17 protein-coding genes are annotated in these 20,183 nt (G+C 45.5%); 11 read left to right on the top strand and 6 right to left on the bottom strand.

The genetic code is table 11. The features are described 5' to 3' along the window. Window positions 1-66: 66 nt before the first annotated feature. Entirely contained in the window at window positions 67-4,671 is a 4,605-nt protein-coding gene (locus VNM22_17060; GenBank protein ID HWP48867.1) for a DUF2298 domain-containing protein, read from the top strand. A gap of 139 nt (window positions 4,672-4,810) precedes the next feature. On the opposite strand, the gene VNM22_17055 is transcribed toward VNM22_17060, so the two are convergent. Then, on the bottom strand, window positions 4,811-6,193 hold the full coding sequence (locus VNM22_17055; protein ID HWP48866.1) for an SAF domain-containing protein: 1,383 nt from the start codon (window positions 6,191-6,193) through the stop codon (window positions 4,811-4,813). A gap of 843 nt (window positions 6,194-7,036) precedes the next feature. Here VNM22_17055 and VNM22_17050 point away from each other — a divergent pair. From VNM22_17050 to VNM22_17030, 5 genes are all read left to right on the top strand, one after another. Next, entirely contained in the window at window positions 7,037-7,540 is a 504-nt protein-coding gene (locus VNM22_17050; protein ID HWP48865.1) for a DUF5666 domain-containing protein, read from the top strand. Between the two features lie 322 nt (window positions 7,541-7,862). Continuing rightward, window positions 7,863-8,330 (top strand): lipocalin-like domain-containing protein, encoded by a 468-nt coding sequence (locus VNM22_17045; GenBank protein HWP48864.1) that lies wholly within the window; start codon window positions 7,863-7,865, stop codon window positions 8,328-8,330. Window positions 8,331-8,397: 67 nt separating this feature from the next. Next, the gene (locus VNM22_17040) at window positions 8,398-9,744 is read left to right on the top strand and encodes a M20/M25/M40 family metallo-hydrolase (protein HWP48863.1); all 1,347 of its coding nucleotides are present in this window, start codon (window positions 8,398-8,400) and stop codon (window positions 9,742-9,744) included. A gap of 388 nt (window positions 9,745-10,132) precedes the next feature. Further along, window positions 10,133-10,675: a lipocalin-like domain-containing protein gene (locus VNM22_17035; protein HWP48862.1), complete on the top strand. Its 543-nt coding sequence runs from the start codon at window positions 10,133-10,135 to the stop codon at window positions 10,673-10,675. A gap of 11 nt (window positions 10,676-10,686) precedes the next feature. Then, on the top strand, window positions 10,687-11,085 hold the full coding sequence (locus VNM22_17030; protein HWP48861.1) for a thiol-disulfide oxidoreductase DCC family protein: 399 nt from the start codon (window positions 10,687-10,689) through the stop codon (window positions 11,083-11,085). A 4-nt stretch (window positions 11,086-11,089) separates the two neighbouring features. Here the strand turns inward: VNM22_17030 and allB are convergent, their stop codons facing one another. The 5 genes from allB to VNM22_17005 form a co-directional block, all read right to left on the bottom strand. Then, window positions 11,090-12,454 (bottom strand): allantoinase AllB, encoded by a 1,365-nt coding sequence (allB, locus tag VNM22_17025; protein ID HWP48860.1) that lies wholly within the window; start codon window positions 12,452-12,454, stop codon window positions 11,090-11,092. A 78-nt stretch (window positions 12,455-12,532) separates the two neighbouring features. After that, on the bottom strand, window positions 12,533-12,730 hold the full coding sequence (locus VNM22_17020) for a hypothetical protein (protein ID HWP48859.1): 198 nt from the start codon (window positions 12,728-12,730) through the stop codon (window positions 12,533-12,535). A gap of 260 nt (window positions 12,731-12,990) precedes the next feature. Continuing rightward, a complete protein-coding gene (locus tag VNM22_17015) occupies window positions 12,991-13,392 on the bottom strand; it encodes a DUF2203 domain-containing protein (protein HWP48858.1) in 402 nt (133 codons plus the stop codon). Between the two features lie 35 nt (window positions 13,393-13,427). After that, window positions 13,428-13,751 carry a cupin domain-containing protein gene (locus VNM22_17010; protein HWP48857.1) on the bottom strand — a complete coding sequence of 108 codons (324 nt, stop codon included), beginning with the start codon at window positions 13,749-13,751 and terminating at the stop codon, window positions 13,428-13,430. A gap of 30 nt (window positions 13,752-13,781) precedes the next feature. Then, entirely contained in the window at window positions 13,782-14,228 is a 447-nt protein-coding gene (locus tag VNM22_17005; GenBank protein HWP48856.1) for a peroxiredoxin, read from the bottom strand. Between the two features lie 521 nt (window positions 14,229-14,749). Here VNM22_17005 and VNM22_17000 point away from each other — a divergent pair. From VNM22_17000 to VNM22_16980, 5 genes are all read left to right on the top strand, one after another. Continuing rightward, window positions 14,750-15,892, top strand: coding sequence for an Mrp/NBP35 family ATP-binding protein (locus VNM22_17000; protein ID HWP48855.1), 1,143 nt, complete (start codon window positions 14,750-14,752; stop codon window positions 15,890-15,892). A gap of 82 nt (window positions 15,893-15,974) precedes the next feature. Next, on the top strand, window positions 15,975-16,817 hold the full coding sequence (locus tag VNM22_16995; GenBank protein ID HWP48854.1) for a fumarate hydratase: 843 nt from the start codon (window positions 15,975-15,977) through the stop codon (window positions 16,815-16,817). Window positions 16,818-16,876: 59 nt separating this feature from the next. Then, entirely contained in the window at window positions 16,877-17,134 is a 258-nt protein-coding gene (locus tag VNM22_16990; GenBank protein HWP48853.1) for a hypothetical protein, read from the top strand. A 306-nt stretch (window positions 17,135-17,440) separates the two neighbouring features. Then, the gene (moaA, locus tag VNM22_16985) at window positions 17,441-18,439 is read left to right on the top strand and encodes a GTP 3',8-cyclase MoaA (GenBank protein HWP48852.1); all 999 of its coding nucleotides are present in this window, start codon (window positions 17,441-17,443) and stop codon (window positions 18,437-18,439) included. Between the two features lie 36 nt (window positions 18,440-18,475). After that, window positions 18,476-20,137 (top strand): radical SAM protein, encoded by a 1,662-nt coding sequence (locus tag VNM22_16980; GenBank protein HWP48851.1) that lies wholly within the window; start codon window positions 18,476-18,478, stop codon window positions 20,135-20,137. Window positions 20,138-20,183 lie beyond the last annotated feature (46 nt).

Raw genomic sequence — 20,183 nt, 5'->3', positions numbered from 1 at the left:
AAATTTAAACCCTTCCCCAGGAAAATCTTGACGTAATTTCCTGGACCTGATATCTTGGCGTTGACTATGAAACGGAATTATCTTTTTTGTTTAATCTTGTTGTTAGGGGTTATTCTTCGTTTTTATGGATTGAACTGGGGAGCCCCGAGTTATGCCTTTCATCCCGATGAGCTTCGACTCTTCTATGCCGTTGAGGAAATTTCAACGAAAAATCTGAATCCTCACTTCTTTGCTTATGGGTCCTTACCGATCTATCTACTCAAACTCAGTCAACAGCTTACCCTTCTATTTTTTCCTAGCCTATCTCCTTATGAAGCTTTCTTCCTGGCCGGAAGGGCCCTCTCGGCCTTATTGGGATCTGCCACATTACTGGTTCTTTATAGATTAGGGAAGGAATTTTATTCCTGGAAAGTAGGTTTCTTTGCTGCGGCCTTTTTGGCTGTGACGGTCCTTCACATTCAGCTTTCTCACTTTTTGACTGTAGATGGAATGCTCACCTTCTTTGTTACGGTGGCCGTTTATTTTGGAGCCCGCTTAATTGAGCAACCTGCACAGGCTCGATATTATATTTTAACCGGTATTTTTACAGGAATGGCTCTGGCTACCAAGTTCAGTGCTCTTTCCCTCTTTGGAGTTCTGGTTTTGGCTCATATCCTGGCCTTTCTCGGCCCAGGACAGACTTTCCTTTTCATTAAAAAGGCTCTTTCTCTCAAAGGTTTGAGTCTTCTGATTCTGGCTTTTCTTGCTGCTGGAATAACCGCCCTCCTCACGCAACCCTATGCGTTACTGGATTATTCAGAATTTTTCCGGCAGGTTAAAGAACAGAGCGATCTGGTCCGAGGCGTGATTCAGTATCCCTATACTCTTCAATACGAAAAAACGGTTCCCTATTTTTATCATCTAAGAAATCTCACCGGTTATAGCATGGGGATCCTCCTGGGCATTCTAACATTGGCCGGTGTTGCCTGGATGAGCTTTGTGACCCTCAAGAGATGGGTTCAGGTCTTCAAAGATAATAGACGGGTTCCGGAGTTCCCCATCCAAAGTCTCCTGGCAAGGGGTTATGGGTTTAAGATGTCGGAAGGGTTTCCGGGGAGAGATCAAAACTCTCCAGTCTATCAAAAAATTAATACTCTCATCCTGGCCTGGACGGTGGGATACTTTCTTCTAACAGCCGGACTTCAGGTTAAATTTATCCGATATCTGCTCCCTATCTTCCCCTTCCTTTGTTTGTTGGGTGCTGTTGCTCTGGCAGAGTGGGAAAGTCACCTCAAGAAAACAGGGGAAGTTCCTTCCCTGACCGGAAGAAGGATCCTGAAGAATCGTGTTGCTTTCGTTCTGGGTATGGGGGTGTTTCTGTTTTCTGCTGTCTATGCCGTTGCTTTTGTTTCCATTTATGGAAAAGAAAATACCCGGGCGACTGCTTCCAAATGGATCTATGTAAATATTCCACCGGGCTCTATTATCCTTGGAGAAGATTGGGATCTAACTCTCCCAATTCCCATCGATGGATTGGATCCCAGGATTTATCAGGTAATTTCCTTAAGTCTTTATCATCCCGATGACACGAGAAAGCTCGAGGATCTTTCTCAAAAATTATCCCGTGCCACCCTGGTAGCTCTGGCCAGTCAACGGGTTTACGGCTCGATTCTGCGAGTTCCAGATCGATATCCTATTACATCTAAATACTATAAACTCCTTTTCGAGGGGAAACTCGGATTTAGTCTGGTAGAAGTCGTTACGCGATATCCGACCCTTTCCTTTCAAAAGACCGGCTGGCGCATAACCTTCAAGGACCGTTTTGCCGATGAGAGTTTTTCAGTTTACGATCATCCTAAGATCCTCTTATTTAAGAAAACAAAAAACCTGTCGGCTTCTGAGATTCAAACTATTCTAAAGGAAGCAGCCCCTGTTTATGATTCCTTTGCCCTGTTAAGTAGAATGTTGACCGTTGAAAAACCTCCCCTGGAGCTTCTGTTCCCTACGGGTTTCGAAGACCTGGAAGAGAACTTCGAAGAACTCGAAGGTACCACAACAACAGGAGGAGGTTTGAAACCTCCGGTTACAGATACCGGGGCAGGGTCCATGGGTTTAAGACCAACTCCCCTGGAGACCAGCCCCAGATCTGGCTCCCGTTCAGATCTGGGTCGGCAGGTTGAAAATCCTTCACAAAACCTTTTCGTTAAACCTGGAACTCCAAAAGGGGAAATGGAAGTTGAACCCTTGACGCCCTTTTATGAGCGATATGGTTGGATCCTCTGGCTGGTAACCATCGAACTGATGGGGCTCATTTTTCTACCTATCACGGTGCTGATTTTTCGAAAACTTCCAGATGGGGGATATCCTTTAGCGAAAGTTTTAGGGATTCTCATCCCGGCCTATTTAACCTGGTTTACGGTCAGTTGGGGTATATTTAGATATTCCAGAATCCTCATCTTGGGTACCCTGGGATTATGCCTAGTAATCTCTGTTTATATAACTTGCCTTACACGAGATTTTCTCCACACTTTTTTCCCTCGTCGTATCTCTCACTTTCTCATAAACGAAGCCGTTTTTTTAACAGCGTTTATCGGCTTCCTCATCTTTCGGGCTTACAATCCCGATATATTCTGGAGTGAAAGCTCCATGGATTTTTCTTTTATTAACTCAGTCATTCGATCCGAGTGGTTTCCTCCCCAAGATCCCTGGTTATCAGGCTTTCCGTTGAATTACTACTACTTTGGTCACTACCTGGTTGCAACCCTGACCAAACTTACCGGAATTCCTGCCCAGATTACCTACAACCTGGCCTTTGCGCTGATCCCGGCCCTGGTCATATCTGAAGTTTTTAGTTTGCTCTTTAACCTGACCTCTAAATACCGATACGGTCTTCTAGGAGTTCTATTCTCCTGTGTCCTAGGCAATCTGGATGGACTGGTTCAGTTATACGATATTTATCGCGGTAAGGAAGCCGTTTTTCGCTTCTTTCGGAGTGCCCACGAGGTCCTTCCTTATACGGTTCATGAATTTCCCTTCTGGAGTTTCATTTTCGTAGACCTCCATGCCCATGTCCTGAACATGCCTTTCTTTCTTTTTATTCTATTGATCGGGCTTCAGCTTCTATTTGAAGAAGAGAAAATTCCCTCCTGGCCCCGTTTGGCCTCGTTACAGGTACCGTTAAGTCTCCTCTCCTGGATGATTTACGCTCTTGGCCTGGGTACCCTTTCCGTTATCAGCAGTTGGGACTATCCCACAGCGGTTATCTTCCTGTTGTTTGTAGCTCTTTACCAAAGCCGAATTTCCTACCTTTATGAATCTTTCCCGGGTAAGGGATTTTTTTATAAACTATATCGGTTCCTGCTCAAACCGATAACAGGTGTATTTGGAATATTAGTCCCGCTCAGTCTTCTACTTTATCTACCTTTTTATCAAAACTTTTACCGTCAACAAATGGGTCTAGGGCTTGTAGGAAAAGCCGTCACACCCCTTTCTTCCTTTCTCATTTTCTTTGGCCTGTTTATCTTTATAATCCTTTCCTATTTCTTGAAGACCGGTTTTACCCTTTCTAAAGATTCCCCTCGATTTAAGAAAGTCTTTTATAGCCTGCTTATTCTTTTCCTGGTGGGGTTTTCCATAAGTTTACTTTCCGATGTATCTTATCTGGTTACGGTTCTGCTGCTTTTTCTTTTAGCCCTTGTCCTGTTTATTTTTCCACGACGGATTCAGTCCCTATCCGATGGGTTTATATTTCTTTGCTTGATGCTCGGGTTGATCATTCCCTTAGGATGTGAGTGGATTTTCGTCCGGGATTTTCTTCAGGGAGAAGAAATCTGGAGACAAACGATTCCCTTTTTTAAGTCTTTTAAGATGCTTGAATTGACTATAGCCGAATACAACGGGGAATGGCGACGTATGAATACCATTTTTAAATTCTATATGCAGGCCTGGTTTCTGTTATCCCTTGCTTCCACCTACCTGCTTTACCTCCTTTTTAACCGTTCAGGAGTTCTTTCCACCTCTTCTGAATTTCGTATATCCCCTTACTGGCTTTTGGGATTACCCGAGCGTCCCGGATCCGGGGTTTTGGCCCGATTACCTTTCAGGGTAATTGCTCGAAGTCTTAAACCTGTCTGGTGGGCCGGTTTATTCATCTTGATAGGAGGTTCCCTGGTTTTTACCGTAATGGGAGTTTACGGACGGAAATACCACGATAACTATAACCGGATTCATCTTCCTCCCACCTGGGACGGACTCGCTTACCTGAAAGTAAAAGATCCTTGGGAATATCGGGCTATTGCCTGGTTAAATCAACAGGTTGAAGGAAGTCCGGTTATCCTGGAGGCGGTTGGAGATGATTACCTCTATGAGTTCAATCGTATTTCTTCAAATACGGGATTACCTACTGTTCTGGGATGGCCAAGCCACGCCGAACAACGGGAACACTGGGGACTATCCGGTGAGCGAAGACAGGCCGTTCAAACCATCTATAGCAGTTCTAACCTAGAACATATCCTGCGACTGCTATTAAAATATGATGTATCTTATATCTATATTGGAAACACCGAGCGAAGGACTTATCCCAAAGCGGGGTTAGAGAAATTTGAGCAGGCAAAGGACCTTTTTAAGGAAGTTTATCGGGATGGCCCGGTTCAAATCTATAAGGTGATGGAATATATCATTCCCCAGGGTTGATCTATGGAATTGTCTGGATCCTGAATATAAATCTTGCGAAGACCCATCTACACATGAAGCAATCCCTTGAAACGAGCCGAGATTGCTTCATGAAAGGGTTTATCCTCCTTTGATAAGTTCAGGGGATTTTTGAGCTTTATCAAAGAGCCTCTCGTAGTGGCGTATCGGGTTTTTGGCTACCAAATCTCTGTTCCATTTCCCGCCGAATTCGCACTGCCAGGTCGGTTTCATCGTATTCCACATCCGACCAGCGAACCGGTTGGCCTGCGGCTACCTTATTTTTGAGTTTTAGGTGGTGGGCCAGACCTATGGGAAGGGTACCTGATTTCAGAGCCTGAGTGGCCGGCATCAATCGACCATAGATGCAATAACCCCCTTCTCCATCCAGGATCTCCCCGACGGCCAGATCCCGTTTGGCAATGGCTGCAACATCTCCTCGGAATCCCGTCGCAGTACCTGTCGCTTCCCTACGTAAGCCTACTCTCAGAACACTGATCGGGACTTCCAATCCAATGAGATGGAAGGGCTTATACATGGCCGCATAACGTCCTGTGGAATCGACCTTTAAGCCATAATCGACAAAACAACGTTTAACATAGTCGTTGGGGGCCGCAAAAGTCACATAAACTCCCCATCGTAAGTCCCGAAAGACAGGTCGCCCGTCTCGCTCCAGGCTGGAGACCACTTCTACCGTACCAGGATGACTGAGTTGACCTCCTTCACTTCGAGGGCGACATACATGGGCTAAATCATCTACTCCACAAGGTGGGAAGTTCAGACCTTCCGGTTGGGGAATCAACCCGGTCGCATTGGCCACAGCTGCCATTTCAATAGCTGATTTGGTTCCGTCCAGGAAGGAATTGAACATACGTGGATTGAGATTATCCTCCAGAGCCCTTTCCCGCTTGATGCCAAAATACTCCCACACTGTATCCGGGGTCGAAGTATGGTAAAGTGGAAGATATTTAGTTCCTTTACCTGCACAGATAACTTCAAAGCCACAAGCCCGTGCCCATTCCACCAACTCACAAATCAAGGCGGGCTGATCTCCATAAGCCAGACTATAAACAACGCCTGCTGTAGCTGCACGCTCGGCCAACAGAGGTCCTGCCAATACATCGGCTTCTACATTGACCATGACCACATGGCGGCCATTTTCAAAGGCCTTAAGGGCATGCCTTATCCCAACAGTGGGAATCCCCGTTGCTTCAACCAAAACCTCTAACCCTTCAGCCTGAATGAGCTTTTCACTATTATCGGTTAAATAGGTCTTACCCGTTTTGAACGCTTCAACGAAACTACTAGCTGTAAATTGCTCTGGGGGCCAGCCTGCACGAAGTAAGGCATTGCGAATACGTTCTACCGATAAATCGGCAATACCTAATACATGCAGGCCCTTCACGCGAAGGGCTTGACTCAAAAACATGGTCCCAAATTTACCGGCCCCAATAAGTCCAACCCGGAGTGGATTGCCAGATTCGGCACGGGCCGCTAGTAATTGTAATAAGTTTTGATTCCTCATAACAGTACGCCTCCTGGTTAAATAATTCCACGGGGTATGTCCAATATGAATACTTATTTAATCGATTGTAGATAAGTCTCGGGGTTTACCCCCACTGGAGTAATCTGCTTATAGCCTGGAAAATAAAAAACTTTGATCATCGGCTTAGGCAGATGGCTCCTCCCTCTTTATCTAAAGCCTAGCCAAGGGTAAATACCCTCCCTGCTTCGACAGGCCTGTCCTGAGCAAAGTCGAAGGGCCTAGGAAAGGGATTTACAGCTTTCCATCTGAAATGGCTATCCGATTAAATAAGAAACCCTGTTGGAAAGTTTACTACGATAAATCTGAGAATTCAACGATAAATCAACAAATTTTGAAGACACTTTCTTCACCAGATGGGAGGTTTATTTTAGAGGGACGTTATACCTCTTTTAAGGTTTCCATACCTTATTTAAGCCATGACCTTCTTCGGCCAAACTGATCAGGTTTTATTGGTAAACCTTTTGGGAATCTATCTGTTAGCCTGGAGATTTAGAGGTTTATAGGAGGAATTTACCCTACTGATAGTTTTAACCTTTACAATAAGCTTTTAATTTATAATAGCTTATAAATAATTTGTTGCTTTATGGGGGCTGGCACAAAACTAGCTTTTAAATCCGGTAGGAAATCTAACATACCTAGATTTCTTAATCTGAAGCGTATTTCTGATACCAATTCCATTCTGAAACCAGCCTTCAGAGGAAGGAAATTTCTGACGGCAGGTTCCTATAAGGAATTGGTGTAAAACAATCACAGGAGACCAACATCTTTGGAGAAAAGATCACATCACGTGATTTTTTATCTGAAGCCATTTAGGAGGAAAAAATGATCAGGAAATTAGGGATCTTAACATTAGTTTTAGTTGTAACCGTAACCTGGATAGGGATAAGTTATGCTCAACAACCGAGTAGCCAGAGTAGTAATCCGGCGGGTCAGACGAGCCAGCCATCTGCACAGCCCGGTCAACAGCCTGAGATGAAGTCTGGAACTGCAACCGGTGAGAAAGCTACAACTCCCCGTCAAAAGAAAAAATCTACAGGTCTTGAAAAGGTCTATGGAACTGTTAAAGAGGTTTCTGGGAATACCCTTACCCTAACGCCGGCGAAGGGCAAAAGTGCTACGACTCCGGAACCTATCTCTATTACCCTTACTGACAAGACCAAAGTAAGAGGGGGTAGCACTGCGGACCTTAAGGCAGGCGAACAGGTAACCGTCTGGTATAAAGAGGAAGGTGGCTCCAAGGTTGCCCAAACGGTAAAAATCCGCCGCACCACCGGTTCAAAAAAGTCTACCAGCTCGAAAAAAGCTACCAGTATGAAGAAGGCGTAAGAAAATACAAAGAATCCTTCTGCAACCTATAAAGCCGGGTCTAAGGGCACGCAACCGCGTGCCCTTATTTGTTTTAACCCGTAGAAAACGGTACTGCTGGACTGTTACCTGAGTCCTAAATCCTCCTTGACAGGGTCGGAGTCACATAGTATAAGAAAAGAGGTATTTGTATCGGTTTGAGTAGAGTTCTCTCTCCTCACCCCCGGCCCCTCTCCTCAGCGTGGGAGAGGGGCCGGGGGTGAGGAGAGAGAGTTACCCTTACCTTCCCCTCCAGGGGGCAGCAGGAGGGATATCCCGTAAATCCCTCCTGGGGGGAAGAAGGATGTGTTTCTTCTTTTATCGACTGAGTGTGAATTCAGATATAAAAACTCGAGATCCTATTGCAGGTACGTGGAGATTGGTTTCTTTTGAGGAACAGCGAGCAGATGGAACCCCGGTTTATCCCATGGGACGAGAAGTTAAGGGTTATATCAGTTATGATGGAAGGGGCCACATGTCGGTACAATTGATGCGTACCGATCTTCGGAAGTTTACCTCAAATGATCCTTTGGCAGCCACTTCAGAAGAAAAAATAGCGGCATTTGAGGGATATCTTGCTTATTGGGGTACTTATACGGTTAACGAGGAGGAGGGAAGTGTAACACACTATCTGGAAGGTAGTCTGGTTCCGAACTGGGTAAATACCGTTCGAAAACGGTTTTTCCAGGTTTCTGAGGATCGGTTAATCCTGACCTTTCCCATGACCGGTGATACGGTAAGTTCGCGTTTAATTTGGGAGCGTTGGAAATAACCGCCGATAAACAAGGGAAGTACTTCTGGAAACCGATAGAAGGGTTTATAATAGAGAAGGAGGTCCTATGGTAAAGTACCAAGAAGGCAGTCCAGATTGGAAAGCGTTGGAAGAAGAAGCCATTTCTCTTCTAAGCCAGTATCTTCAAATTGACACGACCAATCCACCTGGAAACGAGATTCTGGCCGCCCAATTTTTCAAATCTATTTTTGATCGGGAAGGAATCGAAAGCCAGATCTTTGAGTCGGCACCTGGACGAGGAAACATCTATGTTCGTCTTAAAGGAAATGGCTCGAAGAAACCGATCATTTTGTTGAATCATATGGACGTCGTTCCGGCAGATCGGCGGTTCTGGTCCATGGAACCTTTCAGTGGCGTGATCCAGGATGGCTATATTTGGGGACGGGGAGCCATCGACATGAAGGGAATGGGAATTCTAGAACTCATGACCGTCTTGATTCTAAAACGCCAGGAGATTCCTTTGAAAGGAGACGTTATCTTCTTGGGAACAGCCGATGAAGAAGCCGGAGGTCGCTACGGTGTCGGTTACATGATTGATCAACACTTCGACCTTATCCGGGATGCAGGGGTTGTATTGAACGAGTTTGGATGGATCTACGTGAGGGATGGAAAAGTTGAACATTATGGTATAGCAGTCTCTGAAAAAACCCCCTTCTGGTTAAGATTGACGGCTACAGGTACCCCTGGTCATGGGTCAATGCCCAGAGCCGATTCATCGGTAAATAAATTAATCGAGGCGCTCCATAGACTCCTCGAATATCAAACCCCTATTAAGGTAGTCCCGGATGTTCAGAGTTTTTATGCCGATCTTGCCGATTTTGCACCCGGGCCTTTTCGAGAAAAGTTAAAGGATTTGAAATCGGCCCTCCAGGATCCCGCTTTTGTCGCCCAGTTTACCAGGAACCTCCGTTCAAACGCTGAAATTCGGAATACTATTTCAGTAACCATGTTGGAAGGCTCGAACAAAATCAATGTTATTCCACCGGAAGCTTCCGCTCAGATTGATGTCCGACTCCTCCCCGGCGAGGATCCTGTAGCCTTTCTGGAAGAGATTCGGAAGGTTATTAAAGATGACTCCATCAACATTGAACCTATTCTGGCTTTTACCCCAACCAGTGCCTCTCCGGCCGATTCAGAACTCATCCGAGTCATTCGGGAGATTGCCAAAGAATACCATCCCGGAGCGGTAGTGACCAGACCCCTTCTGGTCGGATTTACCGATTCTCATTACTTCCGAAAAAAGGGGATTCCCAGCTATGGATTCGTACCTTTTAAACTTGCCGACCAGGATCTGGCCCTCTTCCATGGAAACGATGAGCGCATCTCAGTAGAAAATGTAAGATTCGGCACCCGGATGTTATACGAGATGGTGAAGAAATTGGTGGTAGAATAATCCTATGGACTTTGTAATCGAAAATCTTCCTGTTATTTATGCTGAACCAAAGCCGAGAGTTAAATTGAATAACTGTTCTACCTTCGCCCCTACACCCCCTATGCGCCAGGTTAAGCTGAAAAGCCCCGTCAGGGGCGAACCGTGGGTAGCCCCTGACGCAAGTCGGGGGTTTCAGTCAGTCAGAATTTTTTTCAGGTTCCAGAGGAGCGACCTGGGAAACAGGTTGCCCCGCCGGGGCTAACCTTCTTGTCTTGGCGCCTGGGGGAGGCTGGGGATGAAGGCCTGGAGTTAAAAAGATAGATGAATATGACCTCAGGAACTCCCTCAGCCTCCTTTCAGGTAGAGGATTGAAGGCGTTTCCCCGGAGGGTAACGACAGGGATAGGTCTATGAAGAAATATCTCCATATAGCGGTTCTTATTGGGGGTTTCATTTTGGTTACAAATTATGCCCTGGGCCAACAGGAATCTTCTTCAGGTTCCCCCAAGTCTTTGGGAAAATCAGAGGAACAATTTACAGGGACCTGGAAGCTGGTTTCTTTCCAACAGGTAAAATCCAATGGAGAGGTAAGCTATCCTATGGGTCCCGATGCCGATGGTTGGATCATGTATGATGGGAAAGGTCACATGTGTGTACAACTGACCCGTGCCAATCGCCCAAAGTTTGCTTCCAATAACTTTTTAGGGGGGACTCCCGAAGAGATAAAGTCAGCTTTCGAGGGGTATTTTGCCTACTGCGGTACTTACGAAGTTAACGAAAAAGGAGGTTTTGTGGTTCATCATTTGAAGCTCAGTATGTATCCCAATTGGATCGGCACCGATCAGAAACGATTCTTCGAGTTTTCCGGAGATCGATTGACACTTAAAACCCCTCCCTTCCAGCAAGCCGGTGATCAGCAGATTCTGATCCTGGTTTGGGAACGTTTAAAGTAAAAAGACAGGGTATGGACCAGGCCATCGTTTTATTCGACGGGGTTTGCAATTTTTGCAATGCCAGTGTAAACTTTGTCATGGATCGAGATCCAGAAAAACATATTCGCTTTGCGCCTTTACAATCCGAAGCCGGTCAAAGATTATTGAAAAAATTTAATCTTTCCCCAACAGCCCTGGATACCCTGATTCTTATAGAGGGGGAAAAGTTTTATACCAGATCGGCAGCGGCTCTGCGAATAGCCAAGAGGTTACAGGGACTCTGGCCCCTGTTATACATTTTTATTGTAGTTCCACCGTTTATTCGTGATGCGGTTTATGACTTCATTGCCAGAAATCGTTATAGCTGGTTTGGTAAAACGGAAACGTGCCGGGTTCCGACCCCGGAATTGAAAGAACGATTTCTAGAATGAGCGTTTAGCTGCTTCCCATGGCTATCCATTTACCGTAGCCGGGTTCTGCAAGGATTTTCCCCTCCTCGAAGACTTTTTTTCCACGGACGAAGGTCGTAAGAACCTTTCCCTTGAGGGTCCATCCTTCGTAAGGGCTCCAGAGATTTTTATAGAAGAGATCTTCTTTTTTAACCGTCCATGGGGCATCCAGATCCACAACTACCAGATCTGCATCTGAATCGATACGGATGGTTCCTTTTTTAGGATACAATTTGAACCGCCTGGCAGGATTGGTCGAGACGAGACGGACTAAGTGAACGAGGTTCAAGCCGCGTTTGTGGACGCCTTCACTGATCATTAGAGGCAGTAGAGTCTGGATTCCGTTAATACCCGAGGGAGCTGCAAAGATTTCCTGCCAACCCTTATTTTTATCTTCAATGGTATAAGGAGCATGGTCGGAGACGATCATATCCAGGGTCCCATTGAGAACATACTCCCAAAGTGCGTCTACATTTTCCCGGCTCCTCAGAGGCGGATTGCACTTGGCATAAGGCCCCAGTCGAAGAAGATCCTCCTCCGTCAGGGTTAAATAATGGGGACAGGTTTCAAAAGTTACGGGAATTCCCGATTGTTTTGCTTCGTGGATGAGTTTAGCTCCACTGGCAATTCCCATATGGAGAATGTGCAGATTTACTTCAGCCTCTTTAGCCAAAAGAATGGCCCGGGAGATGGCTTCATATTCTGCAATGGGAGGACGTGCTTCAGCATGGGCTTTACCATCGGTACGTCCGGCTTTTTTGAGCTGTTGGGTATAATATTTGATAATTCCATCATTCTCGGCATGAACACCAACTAACCCGCCCAGATCGGCGATTATTTTCATCCCTTGCAGGAGCTCTCCATCTGTGACCTGAGGATAGTGAGAAGTATAGCACATGAAGGCTTTAAAGGCCTGAACTCCCAATTCAAAAAGCTTTGGGATTTCTTCCTGATTATTCGGAACCAGACCTCCCCACAAGCTAAAATCCACCACAGCTTTTTCCTGGGCCAGGGCTAGCTTGAGGTAGAAGTGCTCAGGGTTATCTGTGGGGGGAAAGCAAAGCGGCATTTCAATAACAGTCGTAACCCCTCCTGCTGCGGCACTTCGAGTACCTGTACCGAAATCTTCCCGCTCGGCTGTGCCGGGTTCACCGAAATGGCAATGAGGGTCTACAACACCGGGGAAAAGGTATTTACCTTGAAGGTCTATCGTTTCCCGGACTTCCCCTGGAAAGGGCGAATCCAGATTTCCTAGAAAAGCTATCTTCCCGTCCTTTATTCCTACGTCGGCTTTAAAGACCCCATAATCCGTTGTGAGGATTCCATTCTTAAGTAACAAGTCATACGGCATGATCTTTAGTTAGGAACTGGGTAGTAAGGCAGCCCGGCCGATCCCTTCTACCCATTTCTGCCTGTTCTCACCTCAGATTTAAGTAGATTCGTTAAACAGAAGTCGCTGGATAACCTTTCCACCTATGAGATGATCTTCTATGATTTCAGGAACATCTTCCGGGGTAACTCCGTGATACCAGATCCCATCGGGATAGATAACAATGTTAGGACCGAAATTACACAATCCAAAACAAATACACTGGGTCTCTTTGATTTCGTCGTGAAGCCTTCTCACCAGGATCTCCTGGCGAAAAGCAGATCGAATTTTACTTGAGCCACGCCGACCCCCACAATGGGGACCCACGCAAATAAGAACCTGTTTTTTAAAGGGAAGATTCAATGAAATAATATATAATATGGAGACGCGGGATTTTGGAACGCGGGGACACAGGTACGCGGAGACGCGGGGAAATCTGAAGCGTCTCCCAGTCCCCGCGTCTCCGTGTTCCAAAACCCCCACATCTCCCAGTCCCCATGTTCTTATATCTTCATTTATCAAAAAAGGGGTTGTCTACCGGCAAATCCGGTGTGGAGATCATGCCAGAAACTGATCTCATCTTCATCGAACTTCCAGCACAGGTAAACCTCTCGTCCTTCCCGAATAGAGCGAAAATCCACTAAACCCAGGTGAATATCTTTAAGTTCACATCCTAAACTGTTGATCTTTTCAATATCTTCATTGAGTTGGTTGATCAGCTCTTTTAACTCCCGTTCCTTGGCCGCGAAGCCTAAAGCTTCTGGATTATGCCCATTACCGTCTATAATCCTGCGAATCGCATAAACTTCCTTTTGCCGGGCGGCGATTTTGTCTCGCTTCTCCATGATTCCTGTTAAGATAGCCCGTAATTGCGGAATTAATCGGTTAGCTTCTTCAAGAGTGAAAATTTTTGCAGCCATTTCCTCAGTTCATCAGCCCCTGTTATCTATAAAGTTTAGTGGGAGGGTTTAGGAGCCATAAAGACCAGGGTAACCAGAGGGTCCGATCCTGAGTTTCTGACTCCGTGTTCAACTCCTGGGGGAATCCAGATGGATGTTCCGGCTCGAAACTCTTTTTCTTCAGATCCAACTTTGAAGCGACCCTGCCCTTCTAAGATGTAATAAATCTTGTCGGAGCCTTCATGTTTATGGATTTTTTGTTCCTGGCCCGGTTTGAAACAGTAAATATCGCAAAACATTCGTTCGCTTTCAAACACATTGATCTTTTGAAACTTCTCGTCAGAGAATTTCTTTAACCGATTTAGTTCACGCCATTCCATCTTTTCAAGCTTTTCAAAAGTCTCAAAGATTTAACCCAGGGATTTAAGAGTTTCTAAAAGTTCCTGATCTGAAGGCATACCCTGTTTTGCATATCGAATCTTTCCGGTTTTATCTATAATGTAAACGGTTCTCTGGACACTTTTACCATCTTCTTTGAGGGCATTATAGGCCCTGGTCATGGTACATTGAGAATCGCTCAGGAGTTTAAAATTGAGTTGAAGATCCCGTACATAATTCTCATGGGATTTAAGAGAACCCGGGTTAATGCCTAGAATTTCCGTATCCAATTGTTCGAATTGTTCCTTGTCATCCCGCAGGGATGAGAGTTGTCTATTTCACCCTGGGGTTTTATTTTTGCAGTAGAAAACGAGAACCAGATTTTTTCGACCCAAAAAATCTTCCAGGGCTACGGTTCCTCCACCTGTTGCCGGAAGGGAGAATCGAGGTGCATCGATACCGATTGGTAAGGGTTCCATGAAAAGGTTATGATCTCAGTCCTGCCTAATAGATAGATAAGCCATTTGCCGCTCTATCTATTACGCATGAAGTTTTAGCAAATATCTTTGTTAGCTATGAAATTAACAGCTTGGACTTTGCTTTGTCAAGTAGGATTTCTTTTCCTTGACAAAAACCGTCCCTGACCGTATCCTAATACAGGAGAGTCAGTGAAGATCTCCCCGAATTTCCATACTCCAACTCCGAAAAGAGTCAAGTCATGGATTTAACCCGACCAGACCTGCAGTGGAAGATCAACCGAGGTGAGAAAAAATTCCAGTTCTTCTACAATCCAGCCGTTTTAAAGTAGAGGATGAAGGGACCGGGATCTGGTCTAGGAGATAAATACGGAGAGAGGATAAAATTTAAGAGATTTTTTAAAGGATCCTTAATCGAGGATCTAAAGCGCCATACAGGAATTAAAGAGGAAGAGGTCATGGGAAGATGATCAGGAAATTCCCCGGATTCTGTATGAGGCTTTAGGTCAGATAAATCGATGGGCATGTTCTGGTCGAAAAAATCTTCGTCGGGAGAGAAACCGACAGGAAATGGTCAAGAGCTATCCGGAAATGGGATTACTCCGGCTCAGGTTTTAGCTGCCTTGAGTCAAGTGAAAGATCCTGATTTACATCGTGATTTGGTTTCTCTAAACTTCATTAAGGATCTTTCTGTCGAGGGTTCTAAGGTAAGTTTCACCATAGAGTTAACCACGCCGGCCTGTCCGGTCAAGGCGAAGCTTGAGAGTGAAGCTCGAAATGCTGTGATGGCGATTCCCGGGGTTACCCAAGTGGAGGTCAAGATGACCTCACGGGTGCAATCGGCTGGATTTGGTGACCATTCACCGGTTCCAGGGGTCAAAAATATTATCGCGGTGGGAAGCGGTAAGGGGGGAGTTGGAAAATCTACCGTAGCAGTTAATCTGGCCGTGGCTCTCGCCGAGTGTGGAGCTTCGGTAGGACTTATGGATGCAGATATTTATGGACCCAGTCTGGCGATGATGATGGGCGTAAGTTCTAAAGATCTTCCTCCTTCCCATGGAAATAAAATGATTCCCCCGATCCGTTATGGAGTAAAGCTTATTTCGTTGGGATTTCTTCTACCTGATACTTCGACCCCGGTCGTCTGGCGCGGACCTATGGTCGGTAAAGCGGTTGATCAGCTTTTAACCGATGTAGAATGGGGAGAGCTGGATTACCTGGTAGTGGATTTACCTCCGGGTACCGGGGATGCTCAGTTAAGTCTGGCTCAGAAGGTTGCTGTGAGTGGAGCCGTGGTGGTGACAACCCCTCAAGATGTGGCCCTTCTCGATGTGATTAAAGCCGTTAATATGTTCAAGAAGGTAAATATTCCGGTCTTAGGTATTATCGAAAATATGAGCTACCTGGAATGTCCCCATTGCCATGAAAGGATTGATCTTTTTAAGCATGGGGGGGGCCGTAGGGCCAGCCAGCAATACGGAATTCCTTTTCTGGGGGAAATTTCCCTTAACCCGGATATTCCCGTTGGAGGAGATCAAGGTATTCCCATTATTAAATCCCATCCTGATTCCCAGCAAGCCCGACAGTTTATGGAAATTGCCAAAGCCATGGCTGCTCAATTAAGTATGGTAAATTATGAGAAATCCGTGCTCAAGATTATAAATTAAACTCACCGGACCTGCTACCAGGGACCAGGGGAAACTTCCTTCCCTGCAGGGACAAAGGGTTGGAGGAGAGGATAAGTAAAGCGTGCGGAAAATCAGGCTGTCGGAAGTTACAGAAGCTGTAAAAAGGTTGTGTATGGAAGCCTGTTGTTTGGTGAACGAAGAGATGAGCATTGGATTTCAAAAGGCTCTGCAACAGGAAGAATCTCCTATTGGAATAGAAGTATTGACCCAGATTATAGAAAATGCACAAATTGCTACGGCAGAATTTGTTCCCATGTGTCAGGATACGGGTGTTACTGTAGTCTTTGTAGAACTGGGAGAGGAAGTATGCTTCGAGGGATCTGGATTGATCGAGGCGATTAATCAAGGAGTTGCAGAGGGCTATCAGACAGGTTATCTTCGAAAATCCATGGTCCGTGATCCCTTACGGCGTCAAAACACACAGGATAACACGCCGGCCATTGTACATATTGATCTTGTACCTGGAGATAAATTAAAAATTATGGTTGCGGCCAAAGGCGGGGGAGCGGAAAATATGAGCGCCTTAAGGATGCTACGTCCTGCCGATGGTCTTCCAGGTATTATGAATTTTGTGTTGGAGGTGGTAAAAAAGGCCGGTCCTAACGCCTGTCCCCCTCTGGTCGTAGGGGTAGGAATTGGTGGAAACTTTGAGAAGAGTGCTCTTCTAGCCAAAAAAGCCCTGTTTCGGCCTCTGGGCCAAAGACACCCGGACCCTTTTTATGCTCAGTTAGAAGAACAATTGATTGAAAAAATTAATAACCTGGGTATAGGTCCTCAAGGCATGGGAGGTAGGGTGACGACTTTAGACGTTCATATGGAGGTTTTTCCTTGCCATATAGCAAGCCTCCCTGTCGCCGTGAACCTGGATTGCCATGCCCATCGTCATAAGGAAATGGTCTTCTGACAAGCGAGAGAACTTAACACCTTGAGTTTAGAAAATTCATTTTTAGGAGGCAAATTTTAATGAAAAGCTTAGGAAAGAAATTATTGGAAGCGGCTAAGGAATCCGATTCTCCCTTAGCTAAGATGATTGTAGATGGTAAATATAGATCGAATCCTGAGGAGGCTGAAGCTAAAAAAGGTCCCAAGTCTTTCAAAAAGCGCAACAAAAAACGTAGTAAAGGACGCTTTCAGAAACCCGGATCGACCAACAAGCAACCGAAAGGGGTAGAAGTGGCTGAATCCAAACCGGAGAAAGTAAAAACTCAACCTCCATCTTAATGGCATACTTGCCCTACCCGGAAGTAGGCCCTTCTACCTTACAAATTCGGATCTTAACTTCTTTAAAGCGCATTCTGGTCAAATAAGGTTCTTACAGTTAAACTTAAAGGCTCAAGCAAGCTCGGATTTTCTGATCTCCTTTAAAATTCCTGCATTTTCACGACGACTTATAGAACCGATCTACTCTCCAGAATGATGAGGTATTATCTTAACATAAAGGTGTAAATTCTTATCAAAAACCTTGGAAGAAGATAAAAATTTTGAGATTTATCACCAGCACGAATCTCCAGGAGGCGGTCAGGATTTATGCAATTAAAGCTAATCGATAGTTATAATCGACAGATGGGAAGCATGCGGGTTTCGATAACCGACCGTTGTAATTTCCGATGTGTATACTGTATGCCTGAAGAAGGATTAGACTGGTTTGATAGTAAGAAGCTGTTGACCTTTGATGAGATTGAGCGAATTGTTCGGATTGTGGTAAGGATGGGGGTTAAGGAGATTCGTCTAACCGGTGGAGAACCCCTGGTTCGAAAAGGGGTTGCTGATCTCATTAGAAGATTATCTCAAATTGAAGGCCTTGAAGATTTAAGTTTAACGACCAACGGTTTTCTTCTTAAGGAGTTGGCGGGGGATTTGGCCGCTGCCGGACTTAAACGCATCAATGTGAGTTTGGATTCCCTGGTTAAGGAAAAATTTTTCAAGCTTACCCGACGAAATGCCCTTCATAAAGTCATGGAAGGTTTGGAGGAGCTAGAAAAGTACCCGCAAATACGGCCTATTAAGGTGAATGTGGTGGCCATGAGGGGATTTACAGAAGATGAAATCATTGATTTTGCCAGGCTGGCCAGAAGGAAACCTTACATTATTCGATTCATAGAGTTTATGCCACTGGAAGCGGATCGAATTTGGAGGAAAGAAGATGTCCTGACGGGGAAGGAAATTTTGGAGAAGATTAACACTACGTATATGAAATTGGTTCCCCTGGGGGGAGAGGATCCCAGCTCTACGTCTAAAAATTATCAGTTTGAGGATGGTATTGGTCAGATTGGCTTTATTAATCCGGTCAGTGAACCCTTTTGTTCCACGTGTAACCGAATCCGGATGACGGCAGACGGAATGTTCCGTACCTGCTTATTCTCCCAGGTGGAGACTGACCTGAGGACCCCTCTCCGAAATGGCTGTTCAGATGAGGAGTTAGAACAAATTCTACTTAAGGCCGTGAAAGGAAAAGAGTTAAAACATCATATCAACGACAACTCCTTTAAACGAACGACCCGGACCATGTCTCAAATAGGGGGATAAACCGGAAGTGATAGGTAAGGGACCGATGGTATAGCCATGAACTGGAAATTAAAAAAGAAATATCAGGCTCTGCTAAGTAAAGAAAGGTCCATGCCCTTTAAAGATTCGATGGGATCTTCTTTAACCCTTGCCCTAGCTTACCCCAATACCTATTATGTGGGCATGTCTAATTTAGGATTCCAGACCATCTATAAGTACCTTAATTTGAGACCGGATACCCGCTGTGAACGGGTTTTTCTCCCGGACCCGGAGGATGAGGACATCTACCTGCGTCAGAATATTCCTCTTCTAACCCTGGAATCTCAACGGTTGGTAACCGACGTAGATATTCTGGCTTTTTCAGTCTCTTTTGAGAATGATTATGTGAATCTTCTCAAAATCCTGGAGCTGGCCCGCATACCTTTTAAGTCAGTAGATCGGGATGAGCGTTATCCCCTTATTCTAATCGGAGGAGCGATTACCTACATCAACCCGGAACCCCTGGCAGATTTTGCCGACCTGATGATCATCGGGGATGGTGAGGAGGTTTTAGAGGAATATCTCTCCCTATTCCTGGAGGATGGGGGGATTCCAAGAAAAAAACATCTGGAACGGGCTGCTCAGATACCGGGTGTATATGTTCCCTCTCTGACTTCTTCCCGCATAACCATCGAGAAACAAAAAGTTTCTGATTTTAAGTTGTATCCTGCTTACTCGGCCATTATTACCGATGAAACGGAGTTCAGCGAGATGTTCCTTATCGAGGTATCCCGAGGTTGCCCTTTACTCTGCCGTTTTTGTGCCGTAAGTTATGTTTACCCCAAGTTTCGGATGCTCCCACCGGATTTTGTTATTGATATTATTCGAGAGCGACTTCGGATGGATGCGGAACGAGGATTTCCACCGATTCAAAAGGTAGGGTTGGTGAGTTCAGATATTTGTGATTATCGGGGATTAGATACACTTTGTCAAGGGCTTAGGGAGTTAGGTGTCAAGGTTTCTGTGTCTTCTTTTCGTATTGATCGGCTTCCGGATGTGCTCCTGGATGCCATCGCGTATAGTGGTATTCAGACTTTGGCTATTGCGCCAGAAGCCGGTTCAGAAAGGTTGAGAAGGGTTATCCGAAAAGAGATGACCGATGAGGAAGTGATAGAAGGAGCTGAGAGAATTCTGGACCGGGGAGTTCCCAATTTAAAGCTTTATTTTATGATCGGGCTTCCCACAGAAACCGATGAAGATTTAGACAGTTTGATTGAAATTACTTTAAAAATCCGGCAGAAAATGTTAGAAAAAGCCAAAACCACTGGGAAGCTCGGAAAGCTCAGCCTAAGCATTAATCCTTTTATTCCCAAACCCCTCACACCTTTTCAGTGGAGTCCCATGGTCAGTATGAAGGAGGTTAAACGTAAACTGGAGTATATTCGGAAAAGACTGGGTCAGGTCAGGAATGTTGAATTAAAACCAGAGAGTTTGCGAACGGCCTATCTGGAAGGAATTTTGTCCCGTGGAGACCGAAGCATGGGTCAATTTCTAATAGCCATCCATGCATGTCGGGGAAACTGGGAACGGGCCGCTAAAGAAATAGGGTTGAATTGGGAAGCCTGCCTGGCCGGAAGATCTAATCTTTCCTCAACCCCTTTGCCCTGGGAATTCATCTCGAATCCCCGAGAACAGGAAAGGCTTGCAAGGGAGTATCAACGAAGTCAGGCTGTGAGCTAGCAGAGGGCTCAGCGTATGGGAGTGTGGGAGGTCGAGGGTGTAGGCA

The organism is Candidatus Limnocylindrales bacterium (assembly GCA_035559535.1).
Lineage (GTDB): Bacteria > Moduliflexota > Moduliflexia > Moduliflexales > JAUQPW01 > JAUQPW01.
This window is presented reverse-complemented; position numbering and strand designations above follow the sequence as displayed.

Excerpts from the sequence above, each read along its gene's own strand:
- VNM22_17030 (HWP48861.1), top strand. The coding sequence starts at position 10,687 with ATGGACCAGGCCATCGTTTTATTCGACGGGGTTTGCAATTTTTGCAAT.
- VNM22_17035 (HWP48862.1), top strand. The coding sequence starts at position 10,133 with ATGAAGAAATATCTCCATATAGCGGTTCTTATTGGGGGTTTCATTTTG.
- VNM22_17010 (HWP48857.1), bottom strand. The coding sequence starts at position 13,751 with ATGGAATGGCGTGAACTAAATCGGTTAAAGAAATTCTCTGACGAGAAG.
- VNM22_17040 (HWP48863.1), top strand. The coding sequence starts at position 8,398 with ATGGTAAAGTACCAAGAAGGCAGTCCAGATTGGAAAGCGTTGGAAGAA.
- VNM22_16990 (HWP48853.1), top strand. The coding sequence starts at position 16,877 with ATGAAAAGCTTAGGAAAGAAATTATTGGAAGCGGCTAAGGAATCCGAT.
- VNM22_17055 (HWP48866.1), bottom strand. The coding sequence starts at position 6,193 with ATGAGGAATCAAAACTTATTACAATTACTAGCGGCCCGTGCCGAATCT.
- moaA (HWP48852.1), top strand. The coding sequence starts at position 17,441 with ATGCAATTAAAGCTAATCGATAGTTATAATCGACAGATGGGAAGCATG.
- VNM22_16980 (HWP48851.1), top strand. The coding sequence starts at position 18,476 with ATGAACTGGAAATTAAAAAAGAAATATCAGGCTCTGCTAAGTAAAGAA.
- VNM22_17045 (HWP48864.1), top strand. The coding sequence starts at position 7,863 with ATGTGTTTCTTCTTTTATCGACTGAGTGTGAATTCAGATATAAAAACT.
- VNM22_17050 (HWP48865.1), top strand. The coding sequence starts at position 7,037 with ATGATCAGGAAATTAGGGATCTTAACATTAGTTTTAGTTGTAACCGTA.
- VNM22_17015 (HWP48858.1), bottom strand. The coding sequence starts at position 13,392 with ATGGCTGCAAAAATTTTCACTCTTGAAGAAGCTAACCGATTAATTCCG.
- allB (HWP48860.1), bottom strand. The coding sequence starts at position 12,454 with ATGCCGTATGACTTGTTACTTAAGAATGGAATCCTCACAACGGATTAT.
- VNM22_17000 (HWP48855.1), top strand. The coding sequence starts at position 14,750 with ATGTTCTGGTCGAAAAAATCTTCGTCGGGAGAGAAACCGACAGGAAAT.
- VNM22_17060 (HWP48867.1), top strand. The coding sequence starts at position 67 with ATGAAACGGAATTATCTTTTTTGTTTAATCTTGTTGTTAGGGGTTATT.